This is a genomic window from Streptomyces sp. NPDC005533, assembly GCF_042871845.1.
GTDB lineage: Bacteria > Actinomycetota > Actinomycetes > Streptomycetales > Streptomycetaceae > Streptomyces.
In genome coordinates, this window is the sequence record NZ_JBIAJH010000007.1 from 209994 (window position 1) to 227978 (window position 17985).

The 17985-nt window shown below is 73.1% G+C and carries 19 protein-coding genes; 8 read left to right on the forward strand and 11 right to left on the reverse strand.

The annotated features are described in order from the left end of the window. The first annotated feature begins 30 nt into the window (after positions 1-30). On the forward strand, positions 31-972 hold the full coding sequence (locus tag ACFYP3_RS09915; protein ID WP_388829523.1) for an alpha/beta fold hydrolase: 942 nt from the start codon (positions 31-33) through the stop codon (positions 970-972). 11 nt (positions 973-983) lie between these two features. Here ACFYP3_RS09915 and ACFYP3_RS09920 read toward each other — a convergent pair whose 3' ends face one another. Next, a complete protein-coding gene (locus tag ACFYP3_RS09920; RefSeq protein ID WP_388829514.1) occupies positions 984-1208 on the reverse strand; it encodes a response regulator transcription factor in 225 nt (74 codons plus the stop codon). A gap of 251 nt (positions 1209-1459) precedes the next feature. Here ACFYP3_RS09920 and ACFYP3_RS09925 point away from each other — a divergent pair, with 251 nt between their 5' ends. Together ACFYP3_RS09925 and ACFYP3_RS09930 are read left to right on the forward strand one after the other, a co-directional pair. Further along, entirely contained in the window at positions 1460-2923 is a 1464-nt protein-coding gene (locus ACFYP3_RS09925) for an amidase (RefSeq protein WP_388829526.1), read from the forward strand. Between the two features lie 161 nt (positions 2924-3084). Then, positions 3085-3642: a hypothetical protein gene (locus ACFYP3_RS09930; RefSeq protein ID WP_388829529.1), complete on the forward strand. Its 558-nt coding sequence runs from the start codon at positions 3085-3087 to the stop codon at positions 3640-3642. 174 nt (positions 3643-3816) lie between these two features. Here the strand turns inward: ACFYP3_RS09930 and ACFYP3_RS09935 are convergent, their stop codons facing one another. The 3 genes from ACFYP3_RS09935 to ACFYP3_RS09945 all read right to left on the reverse strand — a co-directional run bounded on the left by ACFYP3_RS09935 (position 3817) and on the right by ACFYP3_RS09945 (position 6394). After that, positions 3817-4158, reverse strand: coding sequence for a hypothetical protein (locus ACFYP3_RS09935; RefSeq protein WP_388829532.1), 342 nt, complete (start codon positions 4156-4158; stop codon positions 3817-3819). Between the two features lie 309 nt (positions 4159-4467). Continuing rightward, positions 4468-5715: an MFS transporter gene (locus tag ACFYP3_RS09940; protein ID WP_388829535.1), complete on the reverse strand. Its 1248-nt coding sequence runs from the start codon at positions 5713-5715 to the stop codon at positions 4468-4470. A 127-nt stretch (positions 5716-5842) separates the two neighbouring features. After that, on the reverse strand, positions 5843-6394 hold the full coding sequence (locus ACFYP3_RS09945) for an HPP family protein (RefSeq protein WP_388829538.1): 552 nt from the start codon (positions 6392-6394) through the stop codon (positions 5843-5845). Between the two features lie 284 nt (positions 6395-6678). Here ACFYP3_RS09945 and ACFYP3_RS09950 point away from each other — a divergent pair, with 284 nt between their 5' ends. Then, the gene (locus tag ACFYP3_RS09950) at positions 6679-7077 is read left to right on the forward strand and encodes a CU044_2847 family protein (RefSeq protein WP_388829541.1); all 399 of its coding nucleotides are present in this window, start codon (positions 6679-6681) and stop codon (positions 7075-7077) included. Positions 7078-7123: 46 nt separating this feature from the next. Here the strand turns inward: ACFYP3_RS09950 and ACFYP3_RS09955 are convergent, their stop codons facing one another. Continuing rightward, complete coding sequence (locus ACFYP3_RS09955; protein WP_388829544.1) at positions 7124-7357, reverse strand: hypothetical protein; 234 nt, start codon at positions 7355-7357, stop codon at positions 7124-7126. A 410-nt stretch (positions 7358-7767) separates the two neighbouring features. Here ACFYP3_RS09955 and ACFYP3_RS09960 point away from each other — a divergent pair, with 410 nt between their 5' ends. Further along, positions 7768-10923 carry a DUF4132 domain-containing protein gene (locus ACFYP3_RS09960; RefSeq protein ID WP_388829546.1) on the forward strand — a complete coding sequence of 1052 codons (3156 nt, stop codon included), beginning with the start codon at positions 7768-7770 and terminating at the stop codon, positions 10921-10923. Between the two features lie 4 nt (positions 10924-10927). Further along, on the forward strand, positions 10928-11956 hold the full coding sequence (locus ACFYP3_RS09965; protein WP_388829549.1) for a phosphotransferase: 1029 nt from the start codon (positions 10928-10930) through the stop codon (positions 11954-11956). A 46-nt stretch (positions 11957-12002) separates the two neighbouring features. Here ACFYP3_RS09965 and ACFYP3_RS09970 read toward each other — a convergent pair whose 3' ends face one another. Beyond that, on the reverse strand, positions 12003-12812 hold the full coding sequence (locus tag ACFYP3_RS09970) for a polysaccharide deacetylase family protein (RefSeq protein WP_388829552.1): 810 nt from the start codon (positions 12810-12812) through the stop codon (positions 12003-12005). A gap of 314 nt (positions 12813-13126) precedes the next feature. On the opposite strand from ACFYP3_RS09970, the gene ACFYP3_RS09975 reads away from it, so the two are divergent. Then, the gene (locus ACFYP3_RS09975; protein WP_388829555.1) at positions 13127-14437 is read left to right on the forward strand and encodes a sensor histidine kinase; all 1311 of its coding nucleotides are present in this window, start codon (positions 13127-13129) and stop codon (positions 14435-14437) included. 30 nt (positions 14438-14467) lie between these two features. Here the strand turns inward: ACFYP3_RS09975 and ACFYP3_RS09980 are convergent, their stop codons facing one another. The 3 genes from ACFYP3_RS09980 to ACFYP3_RS09990 form a co-directional block, all read right to left on the reverse strand. Further along, a complete protein-coding gene (locus tag ACFYP3_RS09980) occupies positions 14468-15100 on the reverse strand; it encodes a hypothetical protein (protein ID WP_388829558.1) in 633 nt (210 codons plus the stop codon). After that, entirely contained in the window at positions 15097-15591 is a 495-nt protein-coding gene (locus ACFYP3_RS09985; protein ID WP_388829561.1) for a hypothetical protein, read from the reverse strand. The genes ACFYP3_RS09980 and ACFYP3_RS09985 overlap by 4 nt, the downstream gene beginning before the upstream one ends. Positions 15592-15679: 88 nt before the next feature. Then, complete coding sequence (locus tag ACFYP3_RS09990) at positions 15680-16225, reverse strand: hypothetical protein (RefSeq protein WP_388829564.1); 546 nt, start codon at positions 16223-16225, stop codon at positions 15680-15682. A 248-nt stretch (positions 16226-16473) separates the two neighbouring features. On the opposite strand from ACFYP3_RS09990, the gene ACFYP3_RS09995 reads away from it, so the two are divergent. After that, positions 16474-16920 (forward strand): DUF2809 domain-containing protein, encoded by a 447-nt coding sequence (locus ACFYP3_RS09995; RefSeq protein WP_388829567.1) that lies wholly within the window; start codon positions 16474-16476, stop codon positions 16918-16920. A gap of 92 nt (positions 16921-17012) precedes the next feature. Here the strand turns inward: ACFYP3_RS09995 and ACFYP3_RS10000 are convergent, their stop codons facing one another. Together ACFYP3_RS10000 and ACFYP3_RS10005 are read right to left on the reverse strand one after the other, a co-directional pair. After that, positions 17013-17279 carry a hypothetical protein gene (locus ACFYP3_RS10000; RefSeq protein WP_388829570.1) on the reverse strand — a complete coding sequence of 89 codons (267 nt, stop codon included), beginning with the start codon at positions 17277-17279 and terminating at the stop codon, positions 17013-17015. A 239-nt stretch (positions 17280-17518) separates the two neighbouring features. After that, positions 17519-17917 carry a hypothetical protein gene (locus ACFYP3_RS10005; protein WP_388829573.1) on the reverse strand — a complete coding sequence of 133 codons (399 nt, stop codon included), beginning with the start codon at positions 17915-17917 and terminating at the stop codon, positions 17519-17521. Between the last annotated feature and the right edge of the window lie 68 nt (positions 17918-17985).

The following is a 17985-nucleotide window of genomic DNA, read 5'->3' on the forward strand; positions in this document are numbered from 1 at the left end:
GGGTGCCGGGGGCCGCGGGACGCTGGGGACATGCGATGGAGCGTGCGCGGCGGCGTGACGGCCGCCGCGGTCGCCGTCGTCCTGCTGGTGGCGGGCACGCCGGGGCCGGGCGGCGGGGACACCGAGCAGCGGGTGGGCGTCGGCGGCGGGCGGAGCCTGTACCTGCACTGCTCCGGCTCCGGGAGTCCCACCGTCGTCCTGGTGTCCGGGCTGCACGAGGCCTCCGACCCGTGGTCCCTCACCGACACCACCCCGCCCGTCCCGAAGGCGCCCGCGGTGCTGCCGGGCGTGGCCGCGTTCACCCGTGTCTGCACCTACGACCGCCCGGGCACCATCCGCTACACGCAGCCGCCGGCGCTCACCACGCGCAGCACGCCCGTACAGGGCACCCGGGAACTGTCGGCCGCGGTCCAGGACCTGGACCGGGTGCTGACCGCCGGACACGTACCGGGTCCGTACCTGCTGGTGGGGCACTCGTTCGGCGGGATGCTCGCCCTGCGGTACGCGCAGGAGCACCCGGAGCGGACCCGCGGGCTGGTCCTGGTCGACGCGCTGGGCCCCGCGCTGAAGCCCGCCATGGGGGCCGACTGGGCGGCGTACGTCGAAGCGCTACGGCATCCGGGCACGCCCTTCGACGCCGACCCGGCCTTCGAACAGGTCGACATCGCGGGCGCGGCCACCGCCGTCGAGCGCGGCGGCCCGCTCCCGCCGGTCCCGGTCGCGGTGCTCAGCAAGACCGAACCCTTCGCCGCGCCGGCCACCATGTCCAAGAGCCTCCTGGCGAAGCTGGAGACGGCCTGGCCCAAGGCCCAGCAGGCGCTGGTGGACCTGCGCCCGCAGACCCCCCACCTGCTGGCGACCGGCAGTGACCACTACGTGCAGATCCACGACCCGGACCTCACGATCGCGGCGGTCCGGCTCGTCGCGGACCGGGCAGCAGCCCGGCCGTCTCCCGTACCCGGCGCCTCGTAGGCCGGCCGGTGTCAGAGTCCGAGGGCGATGGCCATGCGGGTCATTTCGGCGGTGCTGTTGATGTTGAGCTTGGCGCGGATGCGGCGGAGGTAGGCGTCGACGGTGTGTTTGGAGAGTCCCATGTGGCGGGCGGTCTGGAGGTAGGTGCGTCCGGCGGCGATGTGGCGCAGGGCTTCCTGTTCGCGGGGGGCGAGGAGGGTGGCTTCGGGGGTCGGTGCGGTGAGGGTGAGGCTCATGGGATTCCTCCGACGTTTCGTCTCGGTCATCTCTGCTCACGACCTCGGAAGCAGGGGACGCTTTCCGGAATGCGGTGTTTGTCCCTGATAAAGAGATTGGTCGGGTGACTTCATGACCGTGTCCGCCGACTGTCACAGCCGTGTGACAGGGCATGTCGCCGCGCCCCCGGCCGACAACGGATGCTTGACGTGCAGGTGGCGGGACGACAGCCTTGCCCGGAGTTACCGACTGGTAAACGGGAGGGGTGGCCATGGACAGGGACGGCGCGCGGGGCGGGTGGCAGGACGGGGCACACGGCGATGAACAGGCCTGGGACGATGCGGAGTTGATGTACCAGTCCGTCGAGCGGCAGGCCGAACTGGTCCGCACCGGCAAGACCACCTCCCGCGCCCTCGTCGAGGCCGCGCTGCGCCGCACCGCCCGGATCGACCCCGCGCTCGGAGCCTTCCGGGTGGTCCTCGCCGAGCAGGCCCTCGCCGAGGCCGACGCCCGGGACGCGGAAGGGCCGGACGGCCCGCTCCACGGCGTGCCCATCGCCGTCAAGGACGAGCTGGACGTCGCCGGTCAGGTCACCACCTTCGGCGGCGCCGCCAACCACACCCCCGTCACCGACGACTCCGAGGCCGTACGCCGCCTGCGTGCGGCCGGAGCCGTCGTCATCGGCAAGACGACGATGCCCGAGTTCGGCCAGTGGCCGTTCACCGAGTCCGTCGCCCACGGCCACACCCGTAACCCCTGGGACACCACCCGCACCCCCGGCGGCTCCAGCGGCGGCAGCGCCGCCGCCGTCGCGGCCGGACTGGTCGGGGCGGCGCTCGGCGGCGACGGCGGCGGTTCGATCCGCATCCCGGCGGCCTGCTGCGGACTCTTCGGCCTCAAGCCCCAGCGCGGCCGGGTCTCCACCGCCCCGAATGCCCACCTCTGGTACGCGCTCGGCACCGTCGGACCGCTGACCCGCACCGTGCGCGACAGCGCCCTGCTCTACGACGTCCTCGCCGGCACCACCCCCACGGACCGCTGGAGCGCCCGCCCCGCGACCACCGGCTGGGTCCGGGCCCTGGAGACCCAGCCCGGCCGGCTCCGCATCGGCTACTCCGCCAAGCCCGCCGTGCCCGGCGTACGGCCGCATCCGGCGCACGTGGAGGCCATGCTGGAGACCGTACGGGCGCTGCGCGAACTGGGTCACGACGTACGCGAGGTCAACCCCCGCTACCCGGACGCGACGGCCCCGTTCGCCGCCCAGTTCTGCGGCGGCGTACGGGCGGAGGCCGCCGCCGTCGAGCGCCCCGACCTGCTGGAGCGGCGCACCCGCAGCACCCTCGCGCTCGCCCGGCTGGTTCCCGAATCCGCCGTGGAGCGCGGGATCCGGGCGGGGGAGCGGCTGGCGGCGCGCGCGGACCGGATGTTCACCACCATGGACCTGCTGCTGACCCCGGTGATCGCCGAGCGCCCGCGCCCGGTGGGCGCGCTGGACGGCGCCGGGCTGCTGACGGCACTGGCACGCTCGCGCCCGATGGTCGCCTACACGGCGCTCTGGAACGTCACCGGACACCCGGCCGCCTCCGTCCCGGCGGGCCACGGGCCGGACGGGCTGCCGCTCGCCGTGCAACTGGTGGGCCGCCGCGACGACGAGGTGACCGTGCTCCGGGTGGCGGCGCAGTTGGAAACGGTCCGGCCGTGGTCGCAGCGGCGCCCGGAGCCGCCGGCCCGGTGATCAGCGGCGCCGGGCCGACAGGAAGATAACAGCGGTGCCGATATCCGTCAAGTCACGAAATGCAGGGGCGTGACGCGACGCGGGCGCCGGGGCCTACTTGAGTCATGGGTCCACGCAGAACCGGTGACCCCCTCCCCATCCCCCCACGTAGGAGTTCTCCGATGCCCCGCACCTCCCGCTCCCTGCGCCTCGTGATGCTGACGGCCTCGACCACGCTCGCGGCCGGAGCCGTGCTGCTGCCCACCGGCGCTTTCGCTGCCCCGGCGACCCCGACCACAGCCACTGTCCAGTCCGACCGTGGCGGCGACGACCACGAGGACGGCCAGGACGAGGGCTGGAGCCGGGGCGGGGACCGGAGCCGGGGCGAGGACCGGAACGAGGACTCGCAGGGCTCCGGCGAGGAGGGTTCCGGCGGGAGCGAGGAGTCGGGCACAAAGCAGGACGGCACCCAGGAGGAGGGCTCCGGCACGGGCCAGGACGCCTCCGAGCCGGAGGAGTCCGAGTCCGGTGTGGTCAAGGAGAGCTACTGCAACGACCCGAAGGCGCTCCCGGGGCTGTGCGTCGACGGCAAGCCGCTCCCGAAGGGCGACGGCACGGTCAAGGTTCCGCAGGGCACGAAGCTCTGCCTCGGAATCGACACTCCCCAGCAGTGCGCGGACCGGCAGCGGCCCACGGTGCCGAGCCCCACGGGCAGCTCCACCGTCGAGCTCGCGGTGTGACACCGGCGGCGACACGAACGGACAGGGCACGAACGGACAGGACACGAACGGACAGGTCACGAACCGACAGGTCACGAACCGACAGGTCACGGACGAAGGGCGCGGCTCCCGGTGGGGCCGCGCCCTTCGCCGGGCACTCCTGCGCGGGGGTACCCCGGGCGTGGCAGCGGGGACTCAGGTGAGCGGCTCCTCGACCGTGCTCGTGCCGTGCCCCTCCTGGGACTCCCACGTCCACGTCTCCTCCAGGCGCAGGCGGCCGTCGGGGAGCTCCGTGACGAGCGAGGTGCAGTGTCCGGACGCGGTCGTGCCGTCGAGGCGGAGCTGCACGTAGCGGAAGTCGACGGCGTCGTCCGCCCGCGTGCCGACGAGGTAGCCCCGGAGCACGTCCCCGCCGCCGTACTCCGCCCAGACCCGGCCGTCCTGCTCGTGGTACGCGAACCGGGTCTGCCGGCCGACCTGCCCGGGTGCCTGGTCGGCCACGGGGACGAAGACGAGGCCGTCGAGCGAGCGCGCCACGGGTGACTCCTGCAGTAGGGCGGTCCGGGGCGGGGCCCCGACCGCGTGGACGGTACGGGTCTGCCCGGACGGCGGTGTGTCGGTTCGACCAGATGACCTCGTCGTGATCTTGTCCGTCCGTACAGGTCACCGCGAGGCACGCCCAACGTACCGTACGGAAGGGGGCTGTTGACCGTCCGGGCCGGTGCCTTGGCATCGCTCGGGCGGTCGACGGCCGGCGCCATGTCCGGCCGTCCGCCGCCCGCCGACAGATCGCCGCCGTCCGCCTCCTCCGGGCGCCGGCGGTGAAGCGCGGCGTTGTCAGGTAGGTCAGCTGCGGTCGTGGGCCGGTTCCCGTTCGTGCCGCGGCGTGCCCTCGCGCCGGGGGAGGAGGAACGGGGTCGCCATGACGAGGAGACCGGCGATCGCGAGCGCGGTACGGGCGCTGGTGATGCCGGCCAGCAGGCCCCACAGAGCGGTCAGCGCGGCGATGGTGGCCTTGCTGCTGACCGACCACGCGGACAGGGTGCGGGCGACCCGGTCTGCCGGGGTCCGCTCGAGCCGGTAGGTGGCGAACACCGGATTGAACACGCCCATGGAGGTGATCAGCCCGAGCTCCACGGCCATGACGAGCACGAGGCCGGCGGTCCCGGGGCCGACGAGGGCCAGTCCGGGCAGCCAGCACGCCCGCAGCGTCCCGGCCGTGACCATGACCCGGTGGCGGCCGAACCGCGCGACGAGCCGGGGAGCCAGCCGTGCGCCGATCAGGCCGCCGACGCACGGCACGGCGAAGGCGAGGCCGTACTGCCAGGGCGTGAAACCGAGGTCGCGGACCATGAGGACGGCGAGCAGCGGTGCGGCCGCCATGATCAGGCCGTTGACCAGGACCGTATTCGCGAACAACGGGCGCAGCGCGGAGTCGCTCAGGATGTACCGCCATCCTTCGACCAGGTCGCGGACGCGCAGCCCCGGCCGCCCCTCGGCGGGGACCGGGCGCAGCTCCTCCCCGCCGATCGCGCGGATCCCCGCCGCGGACAGCAGGTAGCTCACCGCGTTGGCCACCACGGTCATCACCGGGCCGATCAGGACGATCGCGGCACCGCCGAGCGGGGGACCGAGCATGGTGGCGGTCCACGTCGTGGACTCGAACCGGCCGTTCGCGACGAGCAGGTCCTCCGGCCGCACCAGTGCCTTCAGGCATGCGCCACTGGCCGCCGTGAAGGCGATGTCGGCCGCGCCGACGACGACCGAGACGACGAGCAGCTGGGCGAAGCCGAGCCGGCCGCACGCGAACGCCGCGGGCACGCTCATCAACGCCGCGAACCGGACGAGGTCCATCGCGATCATCACCGGCCGCTTGCGGCGGAACTCCACCCACGGGCCGAGCGGCAACGCCACGACCGAGCCGATCGCCAGCCCCGCGGCCGCCAGCACCGACACCTCGGTCGCCCCTGCGTGCAGTACGAGGATCGCGATCAAGGTGAACGCGTCGAACGCGAGCCACGTGCCGAGCGTGCTGACCGCGTACGCGGCCCACAGCCACCCGAGCCGCCGACCCAGCGAGCGCCCGGCCACCATGGTCAGCGCGCCCCCGTCCTCTGGCTTACTCGTGCGAACGACCTCACATCGCCGGCGCCATCAAAGCGAGCAACACACCACCGGGTCAAAACCACCGGGACGGACCACCGATCGGCCCGTGGCCGGATCACCACCAGTAGGCGGGGTACCGCGGAGCACCGCGGCGAACACGGGAGGCGGCATACCCGGTCAGTACCAGCAGCACGGTCGAACCGAAGAGCAGCGGGACGAACCGGCGGGGGTCCGGCGTCTGGAGCAGGATGATCACGGAGGTGGCCACGGCCGGCGAGTGCGGGGTGCGGGCGGTCATGTTCAGGGCGAGCGTGACCCCGGCCGCGACGGCCGCCGCCCAGGCGCTGCTGCCCGCCACGGCCAGTACGCAGTAGCCCACGGCGCAGCCGACCAGGTGGCCGATGACGACGCTGCGGGGCTGGGCGAGCGGCAGGGCCGGGGCGCTGTGGACCAGCGCGGCACTGGCGGCCAGCGGGGGTATCAGCACCGGTTCGTGGATCATCGCGCCGATCGCGACGAGACCCAGCAGGACGGCGGTCGCCGCGCAGATGCTGTGGAGGGCCGCCGCCGGCGTGGGCCTGGCCGGGGCCCGCCCGGCTCCCTTCGCGGAAGGGTCCGGCGCCTGGGCGGGCGCGGGTTCGGGACGCAGGATCGTGTCGGTGCTCATGTGTGGGGAAGGTCCGGGATAGGCGGCCGACGGGCCGGGGCAGGGCGGGAGGACGCCCGGGCGGGTTGCCGGGCGGGGGCGGCCCGGGGCGGGGGTGGGCCGGGGACGTCCCGTACGACGATATCCGGCCGGTCCGCGGTGGTTCCGGCGGGGGCGGAAGCCGTCGGTGCTCGGCGTGGATCGGGCCATCGCCCCGCACGGGCCGGGCCCGACGGGCACAATGGCCTGCGGCGAGTCGTCGAGGCACGGGCGGGAGCCGGTGGTCCGTGGCAGGGGGAGAGCCGATGGAACGACGGATCCAACAGATCGAACTGCCGGGCGGGGAGACCGTACTGGCCCGAGTCAGCGTGATGCGACCCGAGGACGTTCCCCGCGGATCCGACGAACCCGCCTACGAGGACGTGGGCGCGCTGGACCACCTCACGGCCCGCGTGGACCAGCTGAACGAACTGGTCAGCGGCATCGGCTCCGCCGTACTCGACTCCGCGCTGGCCGCCGGACCCGACGAGGTCGGCGTCACCTTCGGCATCGAGCTGATGGCGAAGCCGGGCAAGGCCGTCGCCCTGCTGGCGGACGGCGAGGCCAAGGCCGCCATCTCGGTCACGCTCACCTGGCGCCTGCGCGAAGCGGGACGCGCGGGGGCCCGGGCACCTCGGGCGGACGGCTCACTCACCGAGACGTGACGCTGTGCAGCCCGCGACGGGGCCGCACAGCGCCTCCCTGCTGGGGTCAGCAGTCGTCGTCGTACCCTCCATACCCTCCGTAACCCCAGCCCCAGTCGTCGTCGTCATCGTCGTCGTACCAGCCGTGGCCGCCCCGGTCGTGGTCCCAGCCGCCGCCGGTCACGTACGTGGCGGAATGGGTCGGGGTTGCCGCGGAGGCCGTACCTGCGGCTCCGATGGCGGCGCCGCCGGCCATCAGAACGCCGATGGCAGACACCGCGAAGAGTCGGTTCACTCTCATTGCTCGCATGGTTTCAGAACCCTTCATCATTGCTTTGAGCACGAAGACTTCTTTTCCTCCTCACACATGAGATGTGATGCACGCGCCGCACCTGTGTCCATGACTTTCCATGCACATGTGGTGTGTAGGGTGCGCGCCCGCCGTCAACGAGACCTCGTTCGGGCCACGGACCTTCGGGGCTGGTGCCAAACTCGCAGGCCACGCGTGCCGGCGCATCACTGCAGGCAAAGGGTGTGTTTCCCGCAATTGCCACAGTTACCTACGGAAGATACTAGTCACCGACCAGCCGGTAGGCATCTCGGGACGGCGGGCCGGCGAGGCTCGGACGGTCGGCTGTCAGTGGCGACCAGTAGGTTGTGATCGCCTGCTCGTACGTGTGCGGGCACCGATGCACCACGGGGGTACACACGATGAGTTCGACCACCGCATGGAGGGCCGCCGGGGACTACGAGCTGACACTCGATCCCTGGGCAGGGCCGACGCCGGTGCTCCGCTGCCGTACGGCGGCGGGACGCGAGCTGAAGAAGGTGCCGGCCGCGCTCAAGACGGAGCCGCTGACACGGGAGTTGACCGCGCTCGCGGAATGGATCGGCGACCACGCCGTCGAGACGCGGGCGAGCGTCGAGCGGTGGATGACGCAATGCCTGCCGGTGCCCGCCGCGTTGATACGGCAGGTGTGGCCCGACCCGTACTGGCAGCGTGCCCTGCGGTACGCGGTGATCGCGCCGTACGACGGCCCGGGTGACGGGCCGGCGGCCGATGGGTCGTCGGGCGAGCCGGACGTGCGTCGCGCCGGGGTGCTCACGGGCCTCGCGCCGCGCCCGGACGGCAGCGCACTGGTGGTGACGGGACTCGACGGGGAACACGAGCTGGACGACGCCGTGGTCGTGATCCCGCATCCGGTGCTCCTCGACCCGCGCGGCACCGGGCTGCTCGAACGCTGGCGGAAGCTGCTGGAACCGCTGGGCGCCGAGCAGGGGATCGAGCAGCTGAACCGCGCCGTGTACGTACGGCCCGACTGCTCGCCCGCGCCCGCTGCGGGAGCACGGAGCACCCGCGGGGGCATCACCGTCTTCTACGGCGCCTCGTACGAGTCAGGGGCCCGCTTCGAACGCTCGGTGGCGCGGTTGGGCGGACGCATCAGCGGGGAGCGGGCCGGATTCACCTTCGGCCACCAGGGACGCCGGCACGGCATGGTGGCCGACCTGCGCTACCAGGGACCTGTGGCTCCCGTCGGCCTGCACGACTTCTGGTTCGGCGACGTCGGGCAGCGGCAGGGCTCCGGGGCGTACGACGTGGTGCCGAGGACCGTCTGGTCCGAGGGGATCAGAGCGATCGCGGCCCTCTACGACGAGCGGGACCTCTCGCAGGGGCGCTCCTTCGGGACCATGCCCGCCGACGGGGCCTGCGGATACCAGTCCTTCCTCGTCGCGTGCGCGGAGTACGCCGCAGCGGGCGCTCCCGACGCCGGCCCGCCGAAGGAGCGTCAACCTGCCGACGCACGCCGGCTCCTCGACGCGGGCGCGGTCCTCGCGGGCGACCCCGCCGGCCCGGACGAGGAACCGCTGACCGCGCGCCGCTACGGATCGCCGTTGCTGGAGGACGGCGGGCCTTTCGTACGGCTGGTCGTGGCGCGAGCGGTCGGCGCACAGGATGCGGTGGCGCAGGCGCTGGGCCTGGAGCCCGACGCGGGCGGGGCCACACCGGTCGGCCGGACATCCGTACGGCCCCTGGACTTCCTGTCCCGGGTCTGCCGCGTGCACCCGGAGCTGGCACGGCAGGCGATGGGGCTGCTCGCTGCGCTGCGCATGTGCGCGAAGACGGCGGACACGAAACCGGGCCGGGCCGCGACGCAGCTTTCGACGAGCCTGAAGAAGCTGACGGCGCCTCACCCCGAGCTCCTGCCGTTCGCCCTGGACGAGGGTGCGCGGATCGTGGCCGCGGCGGGCAGCGTGGCGATGGCCAGGCCGCTCTACACCGAGGCACGCGCCGCCGAGAAGCGGCTGGGCGGCATCGACGAGAGCGCTCTGTGGGATCGCGTCGCGGAGTTCCGCGCGCTCGGCGTCGTCGACGAGAAGCTCCTCCGGCAGTACCGGGACGACGTCGCCGCGCGCTCGTCGGCGGGCCAGGCGTACGAGAGTTACCGGCGGCTCGTCCTCGCGTCGCTCCGCAGGGAGAGCGGGATCCCCACCTCCTTCGTCCGGGACGGCGTCACGCACCACCGGCAGCGGGACATCCCCGCGTCCTTCGCCGTGGAGCTGGCGGAGGGAACCGGCGGCGGCCCGCCGGGCGCCGACGACACCAACACCGAGATCTTCCACCTGCTGCTGCGGGGTGGCGCACTGGCGACGGCCCAGGCGCCCGTGTGGGAAGCCTGGACGGCACCGCTGGAGCGCGACCTCGCGGAACACCCCGACACCGTCGATCACTTGAGGACCCACCTGCCGGAGCCCCGGGGCTCCTCGGCCGTGGCGAAGACCGCGGCCGCAGAGGCATGGCTCGCCCTGATGGCACGCCTCGGCCGACTGGACCGGATCACCGGAGGGGCGGAGGACGACCCCGCCGCGGCGGCGAAGGCGGCGAACGCCTGGCTGACGCTGTTCCTCCGGCAGTATGCGGGTCTGCGCCAGCCCGTCGCCGGCCTTGAGCCGGTGCTGGCATCGATCGCGGCACGGATGCGCGAGGCGGGCGAGACCCGCGACCCGCTGCTCGGGCTGGAGAGCAGATCGCTGGGGGGTGACTTCTGGGGCGTCGGCGTCGACCTCGAACTGCTCGCCCTGATGCGGCGGGTGGGAATACCGCTCGCCGAACCCGGCGACGGCCAACGCGTCTTCGCCCTGCAGTGGATACAGCGCCGGGGGACCGCCGGCGTCGAATCCGTACTCGGCGATCCCGCGTTCCGCGAGACCATCCGCGCCGAACTGACCGGCTCGGTGCGGGGGAGCCTCGGCTACACCGTCACACGGCACGGCCTCACGCCGTTCCCGAAGGTCACGAAGCAGGTGGCCGCGCTGGAACCGCTGCGGGAGCTGATGACCGGGATCCTCGACGAACGCGCCCGGCGGGTGCGGGAGGGCGGCGGGGGAGGACTGTTCGCCCTCCAGGACCTGCTGCTCCATGTCGAGCCCTTCGTCGTCGCCGGGGCGGCGAAGCACTTCGACGCCTCCGTACAGGAGGCGCTGGCCGTCGATCCGGCCGCACTGCTGGCGGACACCCTGCGCGCCCACTGCCCCGGCCACGGGCCCGGCGGTGGCGGGACGGACGGGTGCCGACTGCGGGAGGTGACCGCCGAACAGGCGCGGAAACTACTGGAGTCGACGGACGCCGCCACACGGCAGCGCCATGCGCAGGTGTTCGCCGTGGAACCGGCCACCCGCAGGAGCCGGTACGTCGCCTTCGACCCGTCGTCGGAGTTCGCGCGGGACCTGTTGCCCGGTATGGCGGCGGCCTTGCCGCCGATCACGGACGACGCCTGCCGGTCGCAGGCCCTCGGCGTCGTACAGGGCGTGATGTGGTGCGAGACGTGGCAGGCGACGCTCCGCCGGTTCGTGCGAGTGGGAGGATGAGCTGATGGAGACACGATTGCCGTTCGGAGACGCGCTGCGGACCGAGTTGGGAGAGCCCAAACGCCCTCTCAGACTGGCCAGCAGCCCCCGCTCGCTGGTGTGGCGCGTCGAGTTGCCGGCGTCCACAGCGGTGGTGAAGCAGCTCGTCGGCGGTCCCGACGCCGACGAGCGGTACGCCCGTGAGCTGGCCGGCCTGCGGCTCGCGGCCCGCTCCGGTGTGCCCGTGGTACCGGCGTTGCTGGCCACCGATCCCGCCGAGCGGGTCCTGGTCCTGGAGGACCTGGAACACCAACGCCCCGCCGACGACTGGATCGTCGACTACGCGACCGCCTTGGCGCGGCTGCACGCCACGGCCCGCCCGGACGACGCCGGGGTGCTTCCCCGGTGGCAGGGCCCGACCCGGGCCGACGTCGCGTCCTTCCTACGCCTGGCCGTTGCGCTGGAGGTACCGGTCCCGTCCGGTGTGTCCGGCGAACTCGACGACCTCGTCGACAGGCTCGACCAGGCACCCGGGCATGCCCTCCTCCACGGGGACCCCTGCCCGGGCAACGATCTCCACACGGCCTCGGGGATCAGGTTCATCGACTTCGAACAAGCGTCACTGGGCAGCGGCATGATGGAGCTCGCCTACCTGCGCATCGGCTTTCCGACCTGCTGGTGCGTCACTTCGGCGGCGGAGCCGCTACTGGAGCGGGCGGAGGGCGCCTACCGGGAGGAGTGGCGCGCAGCGACCGGCTCGGAAGTCCGGGGCAGGCTCGCCGACGCCTGTGCCGGCTGGCTGATCCGCGGCGACGCGCTGGTCCAGCGGGCACACCGCGATGGCACGGACCACCTGGCCCGGCTTCCCGACGGGGACTGGACGTGGGGCACCGCGACCGCCCGCCAACGGCTCGTGCACCGGCTCGCGGTCGTCGCCCGGATGACGGCCGACGACGCCTCACTCACCGGCCTGAGCGGCCTCAGCACCGCCATGCGCCAGCGCATGCTCGCCCGCTGGCCCACGCTCCGGCCCGTCCCCGCACAGCGGCCCTGAGCCGGCGGCCGCCCACGACGGGTACCCGGTACCCATCGGCACGGGACTACGGGGTGGTGCGGGCCGGGAAGGAGAAGGTGTAGCCGTGTGCGGTGAGCCAGGGCAGGTACTCCTTGAGCGCCGCGACGGTCTCGCTGCGGTCGCCGCCCCCGTCGTGGAAGAGGACGGTCGGCTGCTGGGGGAGCTTGTCCTCGACGGCGGAGATGATCGCGGGCAGGCCCGGACGGCTCCAGTCCTTGGGGTCCACGCTCCAGCCCAGCGGCCGCATCCCGGCGGCCGCGGCGATCGCCCGGCTGTCGGGGGTGAAGGCTCCGCCCGGCGCGCGGTAGTAGCCGACGGGGACACCCGGCACAGCCTTCTCGATCATGGCCTTGGCATCGAGTATCTGCTGCTGCTGGTAGGCGACGGGCTGGTGGTCCATCGTCACGTCGTGGTCGACGGAGTGGTTGCACAGCCGGTGCCCGTCGGCGGCGACCGCACGCGCCAGGTCCGGGTACTTCTGCACCTTCGTCCCGATCATGCAGAAGGTGGCCTTGACGTGGTTCTCCCGCAGCACCTTGAGCACCTGGGGCGTCCAGCGGGGGTCCGGACCGTCGTCGATGGTGATCGCCACGTCCCGGCCCGCTCCCTGCGCCAGCCGGGAGATCCCCAGCGGGACCCCGCTGACGCCCTGGCCGGGCCCGGAGCCTCGGGCGGCCGTGGAGTGGCGGCCGGGGATCGTGCCCGGGGACCGGCCCGCCGAGTCGTCCGTCGCGGCCAGGGCCGGGGTACCGGCAGCCGCCAGGAGGCCGAGGACGGCCGCCGCCGCGGCGGATCCCGCCCGCAGACGACGTGCGGAACTGGTGGTCATGCCCATGGACGCGTTCTTCCTTTGCGCTCGGCCCCCGGATCTCGCCTTGCCGATCCAGGCTAGGTCATGACTCCGGGCCCGTTCCTCGTCCGATCGGCCGGTTCGACGGCCCCCGCCGGGGCGGTGAGGCAGGCCCTGACCCGCGTCCGGGCCGACCCCGCCGGAGTCGGGCGGCCCGCGGTGTCCCCTCAGGTGTGAGCAGTGTCACCGGCCGGACGTCCATGCCCGAGCCGGTGCCGGTGCCGGAGCGTGTGCGGGCGCAGCCGGCCTGAGACCGGATTCCGGGTACCTGCCTCGGCCGCGGCCCGTAGGCTGCGGCGATGCGCGCTGGATTCGGGTTCCTCGGCAAGCTCACGGGACGGTACCGTTCGCTGCTCGTCGACTCGCTGCTCGCGCTGGGCTACGCCGGCGCGGGCCTGCTCCTGGGGCAGGAGCAGCCGCCCGTCGGATGGCAGCCCGTGGACGGGCTGGGGGCGGTCCTCACCGCACTGGTGGGTCTGGTCCTGCTGGCCCGCCGTATCGCGCCCGTCGGGGTGTTCGCCACCAGCAGCGCGCTGTGGATCCTGTTCATCGCCTGCGGGTACTGGCCGGTGATCAACTCCATGCCGCCGCTTCTGGGCCTGTACACGGTCGCGGCGACCCGTCTGCTGCGTACGTCCCTCGTGTGCGCGACGGTCGTGGCCGGGACGTGGGTGTACGCGGGACTGGGCAACGCCGACAACAGCTCCATGCCGACCGTCCTCGCCCAGGCCGTCCTGTTCCCGGCCGTGGTGTTCGTCGTCGGGCGCGGCTCGGGAAGACTGGCCGAGCGGAACCGGCAGTTCGCCGAACTGACCTTCCAACTGCGCAGGCAGCAGGAGGAGATCGCCCGCCAGGCCCTCACCGAGGAGCGGGTGCGCATCGCTCGGGAACTGCACGACGTGGTCGCGCACCACATGTCCGTCATCTCGCTCCAGGCGGGCATGGCCTCCTACGTGTTCCCCACGAACCCGGCGGTGAGCCGGCAGGCCCTGGACACCATCGCCCGCACCAGCAGGGAGGCGTTGGAGGAGATGCGCCGCATGCTCGTACTGCTCCGCGTCGGCCAGGAAGGGCCACCCGAGGCCGAGGCCGAAGCCGAAACCGGTGTCGGTGTCGACTACGCCGCCGACGACCAGCCGGAGGACGGTGGTGCCTACGCCCCCGCCCCCGGGCTGGACCTGCTGGACCGGCTGCTCGAGCGGGTGCGCGGCGCGGGGGTCCGGGCCACGATGGAGGTCGTCGGCTCCCCCACACCGCTTCCGCAGGGCATGGCGCTGTGCGTCTTCCGCGTGATCCAGGAGGCACTGACCAACGTGCTCAAGCACGCGGGGCCGACCAGGGCGGCCGTCACCATCCGCTACGAGAGCCGCGCGGTCGTGGTGTCGGTCACCGACGAGGGCGGCGACGACCCGCTGCCGGACAAGGTGATCACCCGTGGTCACGGATTGATCGGGATGGGGGAGCGCGCGAAGATCTACGGCGGGACGGTCACCGCCGGCCCCCGACCGCTCGGCGGCTTCGAGGTCCGGCTCGTCCTCCCGATACCCACCGACGGGGACCGGCCGGACACTCTTCCCACCCCCGGCCTCGGTGACGTTCGTTCCCGATGAGGAACGCCGCGGCAGCCGGATCGGGCGCCGCTACCGGAGCAGCGCGAAGGTGCCGGCGGCGATGGCCCCGCCCACCGCGGCGCCGACGAGCACTTGGCCAAGGGTGTGGTCCTCCAGCTCCACGCGCGACCAGCCGACCAGGGCGACCACCGGGCAGACGAGGAGCGCCCACGGCCCGTACGTGACGGTGAGCATGGCCACGCTTCCGGAGGACACGGCGGCGTGCACGCTGATCTTCCAGGCGGGGGTCACGGCGAGCAGCGCGGCCACGGTGCTCAGCATGGCCGCGATGAGCGCGATCATCGTCCGGGGGGCGCCGACGGCCCACAGCAACGCGGTGCCGGTGGCGACCGACGCGATGACGACGGCCATCACGACGATCCGCTGCTGCCTCTGGCCGACGTGCCGGTCGGCCCAGCGGCCGCGCCGGATGCCGTACGTGATGAAGGCCAGCGGAACGCCCGCGGCGAACAGGCAGCCGACGAGCCCCCATCCGATTCCGGCGAGGCCGCCGGTGTGCCACCCGATCAGGAGGGTGTCGGCGATGATCCAGGTCTTGGGATCGAGCCCGTCGGTGATCAGGCGTGCGGCCCGGGCGGCACCGATTCCGGAGGCTGCGGCCCTCCGCGCGCGGCTCGGCCCTGCCGGCAGTCGGCCCGTCAAGGGGTCGCGGCCCGGAACATGACGGCTCCGTACGCGTACCGCCCGGGTTCCAGGCTGTCGGCGCGGTAGTCGACGGCGACCCCGCCCATCGACAGGGCCGTGTCGGGTGCCTTCACGGTGCTGATCCGGGTCCTGGCGCCGTCCTTCGCCGCGTAGGCGTAGCCGGCCATGTCCTTGGTGGCCTTTCCACCGAGGACGTACACGGTGTCCGTGTCGGATCCGGCGAACCGGGGGATGGTGAGGGTGTCGACCTTCTTCCAGGCCTGGGCGAGCTGCGCCGGGGCGAAGGGTTCCTTCGCCGCCGGGCCGCCCGTGGACGCCGGACCCTCGGCAGTGCCGCCGCCGCAGGCTGTCACGCCGGTGAGGAGGAGAGCGACGGCGGCGGTGGCGGCGAGGATCCGCCGGCCGCGGTCCCGCAGCCGTGTGCCGCTCCCTGATGGCGGTACGGGACCGCGTACTTCGGCGGGGGGCGGCTGCGAGTGGTGCGCCATGCGGTGGTGTTCTTCCTTCGCTCTGCTGCCGGGTGGTGCGGACGAGTGCCGTGGGGCAGCCGAACCCGGCGAGCGTCCCGGCGCTCGCCTAAGAGGAGTGTGTCAGTGCCATGGAGATGATCCAGACGGCCCAGGCGATGGGGATGAGGGCCACGTAGGCCTGCGGCCGACGGAGCACCGCCGGGCCCGTGTCGAGGTGGGTGCGTCCCAGGGCGGGCGTCGACGGGGGGAGCTTGCTGAACTTCCGGTAGGCCAGCAGGTTCCACACGAGGGTGAACGGGTTGAAGATGACGAGGGAGAGCGGGCCCCACCATCCCAGGCACAGGGTCCTGGTGGTCATCTGCCGGACGACCGCTGTGCCGCAGGCGCGGCAGAACGGCCCGTTCAGGTGCTCGAACTTCATCATGATGAGAACGCCCACGTGGGACCGGACCTTGAAGTCCTCGGCGGACTGCCCGCCGCACGCGCGGCACGCGCGCGGTACGTGGGTCGGGGCCGCCGGGGCTCCGTAACCGCCCGGTGCGGGCGCGTGGTTCCAGGCCGCCGCCGGGGCCTGGCCGTACGCCCCGCCGGCACCATAGGGGTTGCCCGGCACGTGGCCCTGGTCGGACGTGTGGTGCTGCGGTGTTGCCATGATGAACCGTTCTCCAGGATTGCTCGTGCGTGCCGACGCCCTCCCCGGGCGGAGGTGTGTCGGGTCGTGCCAGGGTTCAGCGCCAGGGGCGCCGTGCACATGACGGACCGCCGGGCGGTGATCCGCGGTGATGTGATCATTGTGGGGGTCGGCCGCGGGAGTGGGATGAGTGCGGGTACTCAGATGGGGGCGGTCGCGTGCTCAGACGCCCGGGAGGGCGGAGCCGGTACGGATGGCAGTATGACCGCGTGGCCCTCCTCCCCGAAACCCGCGACCGCCCGGCCGCCGACCGGGTGTGGACCCGTGTGGCCGCGGCCGCCGCGGCGCTGCTGGTCGTCGGTGCGGGGCTGGGGCTGAGGTCCGTGGCGACGGGGAGTGCGGCCAAGTACGGCGGGGACGCGCTCTACACCGTGCTCCTGCTGTGCCTCGTCGTGCTGGTGGCGCCACGGGTATCGCCGCTGAGGGCCGCGGGAACCGCGCTGGCGGTCAGTTGGATGGTCGAGTTCCTCCAGCTCGGCCCGGTGCCGGCGGACCTCTCCCGACGCAGCACGTTCGCCCGCCTCGTACTCGGTTCGACCTTCAATCCGCCCGACCTCTTGTGGTATTCGGTGGGCGCGGCGGCCGGATGGCTGCTCCACACCGCGGTGCGCTCCCGGGCCCGTCCTGCCCGGCTCCGCGCCCGGGAGCGCACCTGACCCGCCCGCGCCGGGGGGGCCGCGGGAGGGGGAGCGGAAGCCCCCCTCCCTCCTTGTACGGCCTTACTGGGCCGTGGCCGTCGAGGCGGCCCTCAGGCCATTTCGTCGCGGATCACGTTGCGGTGCTCCTCGTAGACGAGCCGCGCGTCGTCGTTCGGAAGGGCCGGGGTCGTGAGGCCGCAGGCACAGGTCACCACCGTGAGGTCGGACAGAGCGCGCAGGGTGTGGCCCTCGGGGCTGGTCCGGGTGGTCCCCGCCGGCCTCTCGTATCGGAGGTTGTGTGGGTAGTGGCGTGGGCGGGCAGCGGCCTGGGCGATGCCGTCGCCGGTGCGTTCGAGGGTGAAGCGGTGCTCGCTCATGGGTCCAGTGTCGTCTGCCGGACGCGGGGAACGCGCGCTCGCGCGGCAGGACACGGCGAGAGTGCCACCGGCCGCGCTGCCGGGCGCCCACGAAGGTACGCCTTCACCCGGGCCGGCGCGGAGGCGGACCTGCCGTGGCCCGCCGCGCGCGCCGCGCGCCTGGTCACCTCACCCGGGAGGGTGCGTCCCTTGAAGTGCCCCTGCCCTCGCGGAGCACCCCGAGACCGTGATCGGGAAGGTCAGGCGGAGGCGAAGACCCCTTCGTGCGCGTCGTCGAGGACGAACCCGTTGTCGAGCCGGACGCGGACCGTCACCCGGGGCTTGTGCTCCTGGTGGGCGACCCATTCGGGTTCCAGCGCGCCGACCTGCTCTTCGAGCTGCTTCCTGGTCCCCGTGGGCATCTGATGGCCGAAGTCGTCGAGCAGCGACTTCAGCCGTACGTACTCGCGGACCTCATGGCTCTGTTCCCGCGGCTCGGGATCGTTCACCCGCTCGACGGTGCCCTCGATGCCCGACGCCAGGGAAAGCGAGCCGGCGACGGCACCCGCGACCGCCTCGGCGTCCTCGGCCGGGAAGACCGACCCGGACAGCCTGAGGTCTGCTGCCAGTTTCACCCGCTGGCCTTGTTCGAGCGTCATGGATCCTTCGTCTCTCCGGTCGGTCGGGCCGCGACCCCGTACGCGCACGGCGGCGGCCCCGGTCGGTG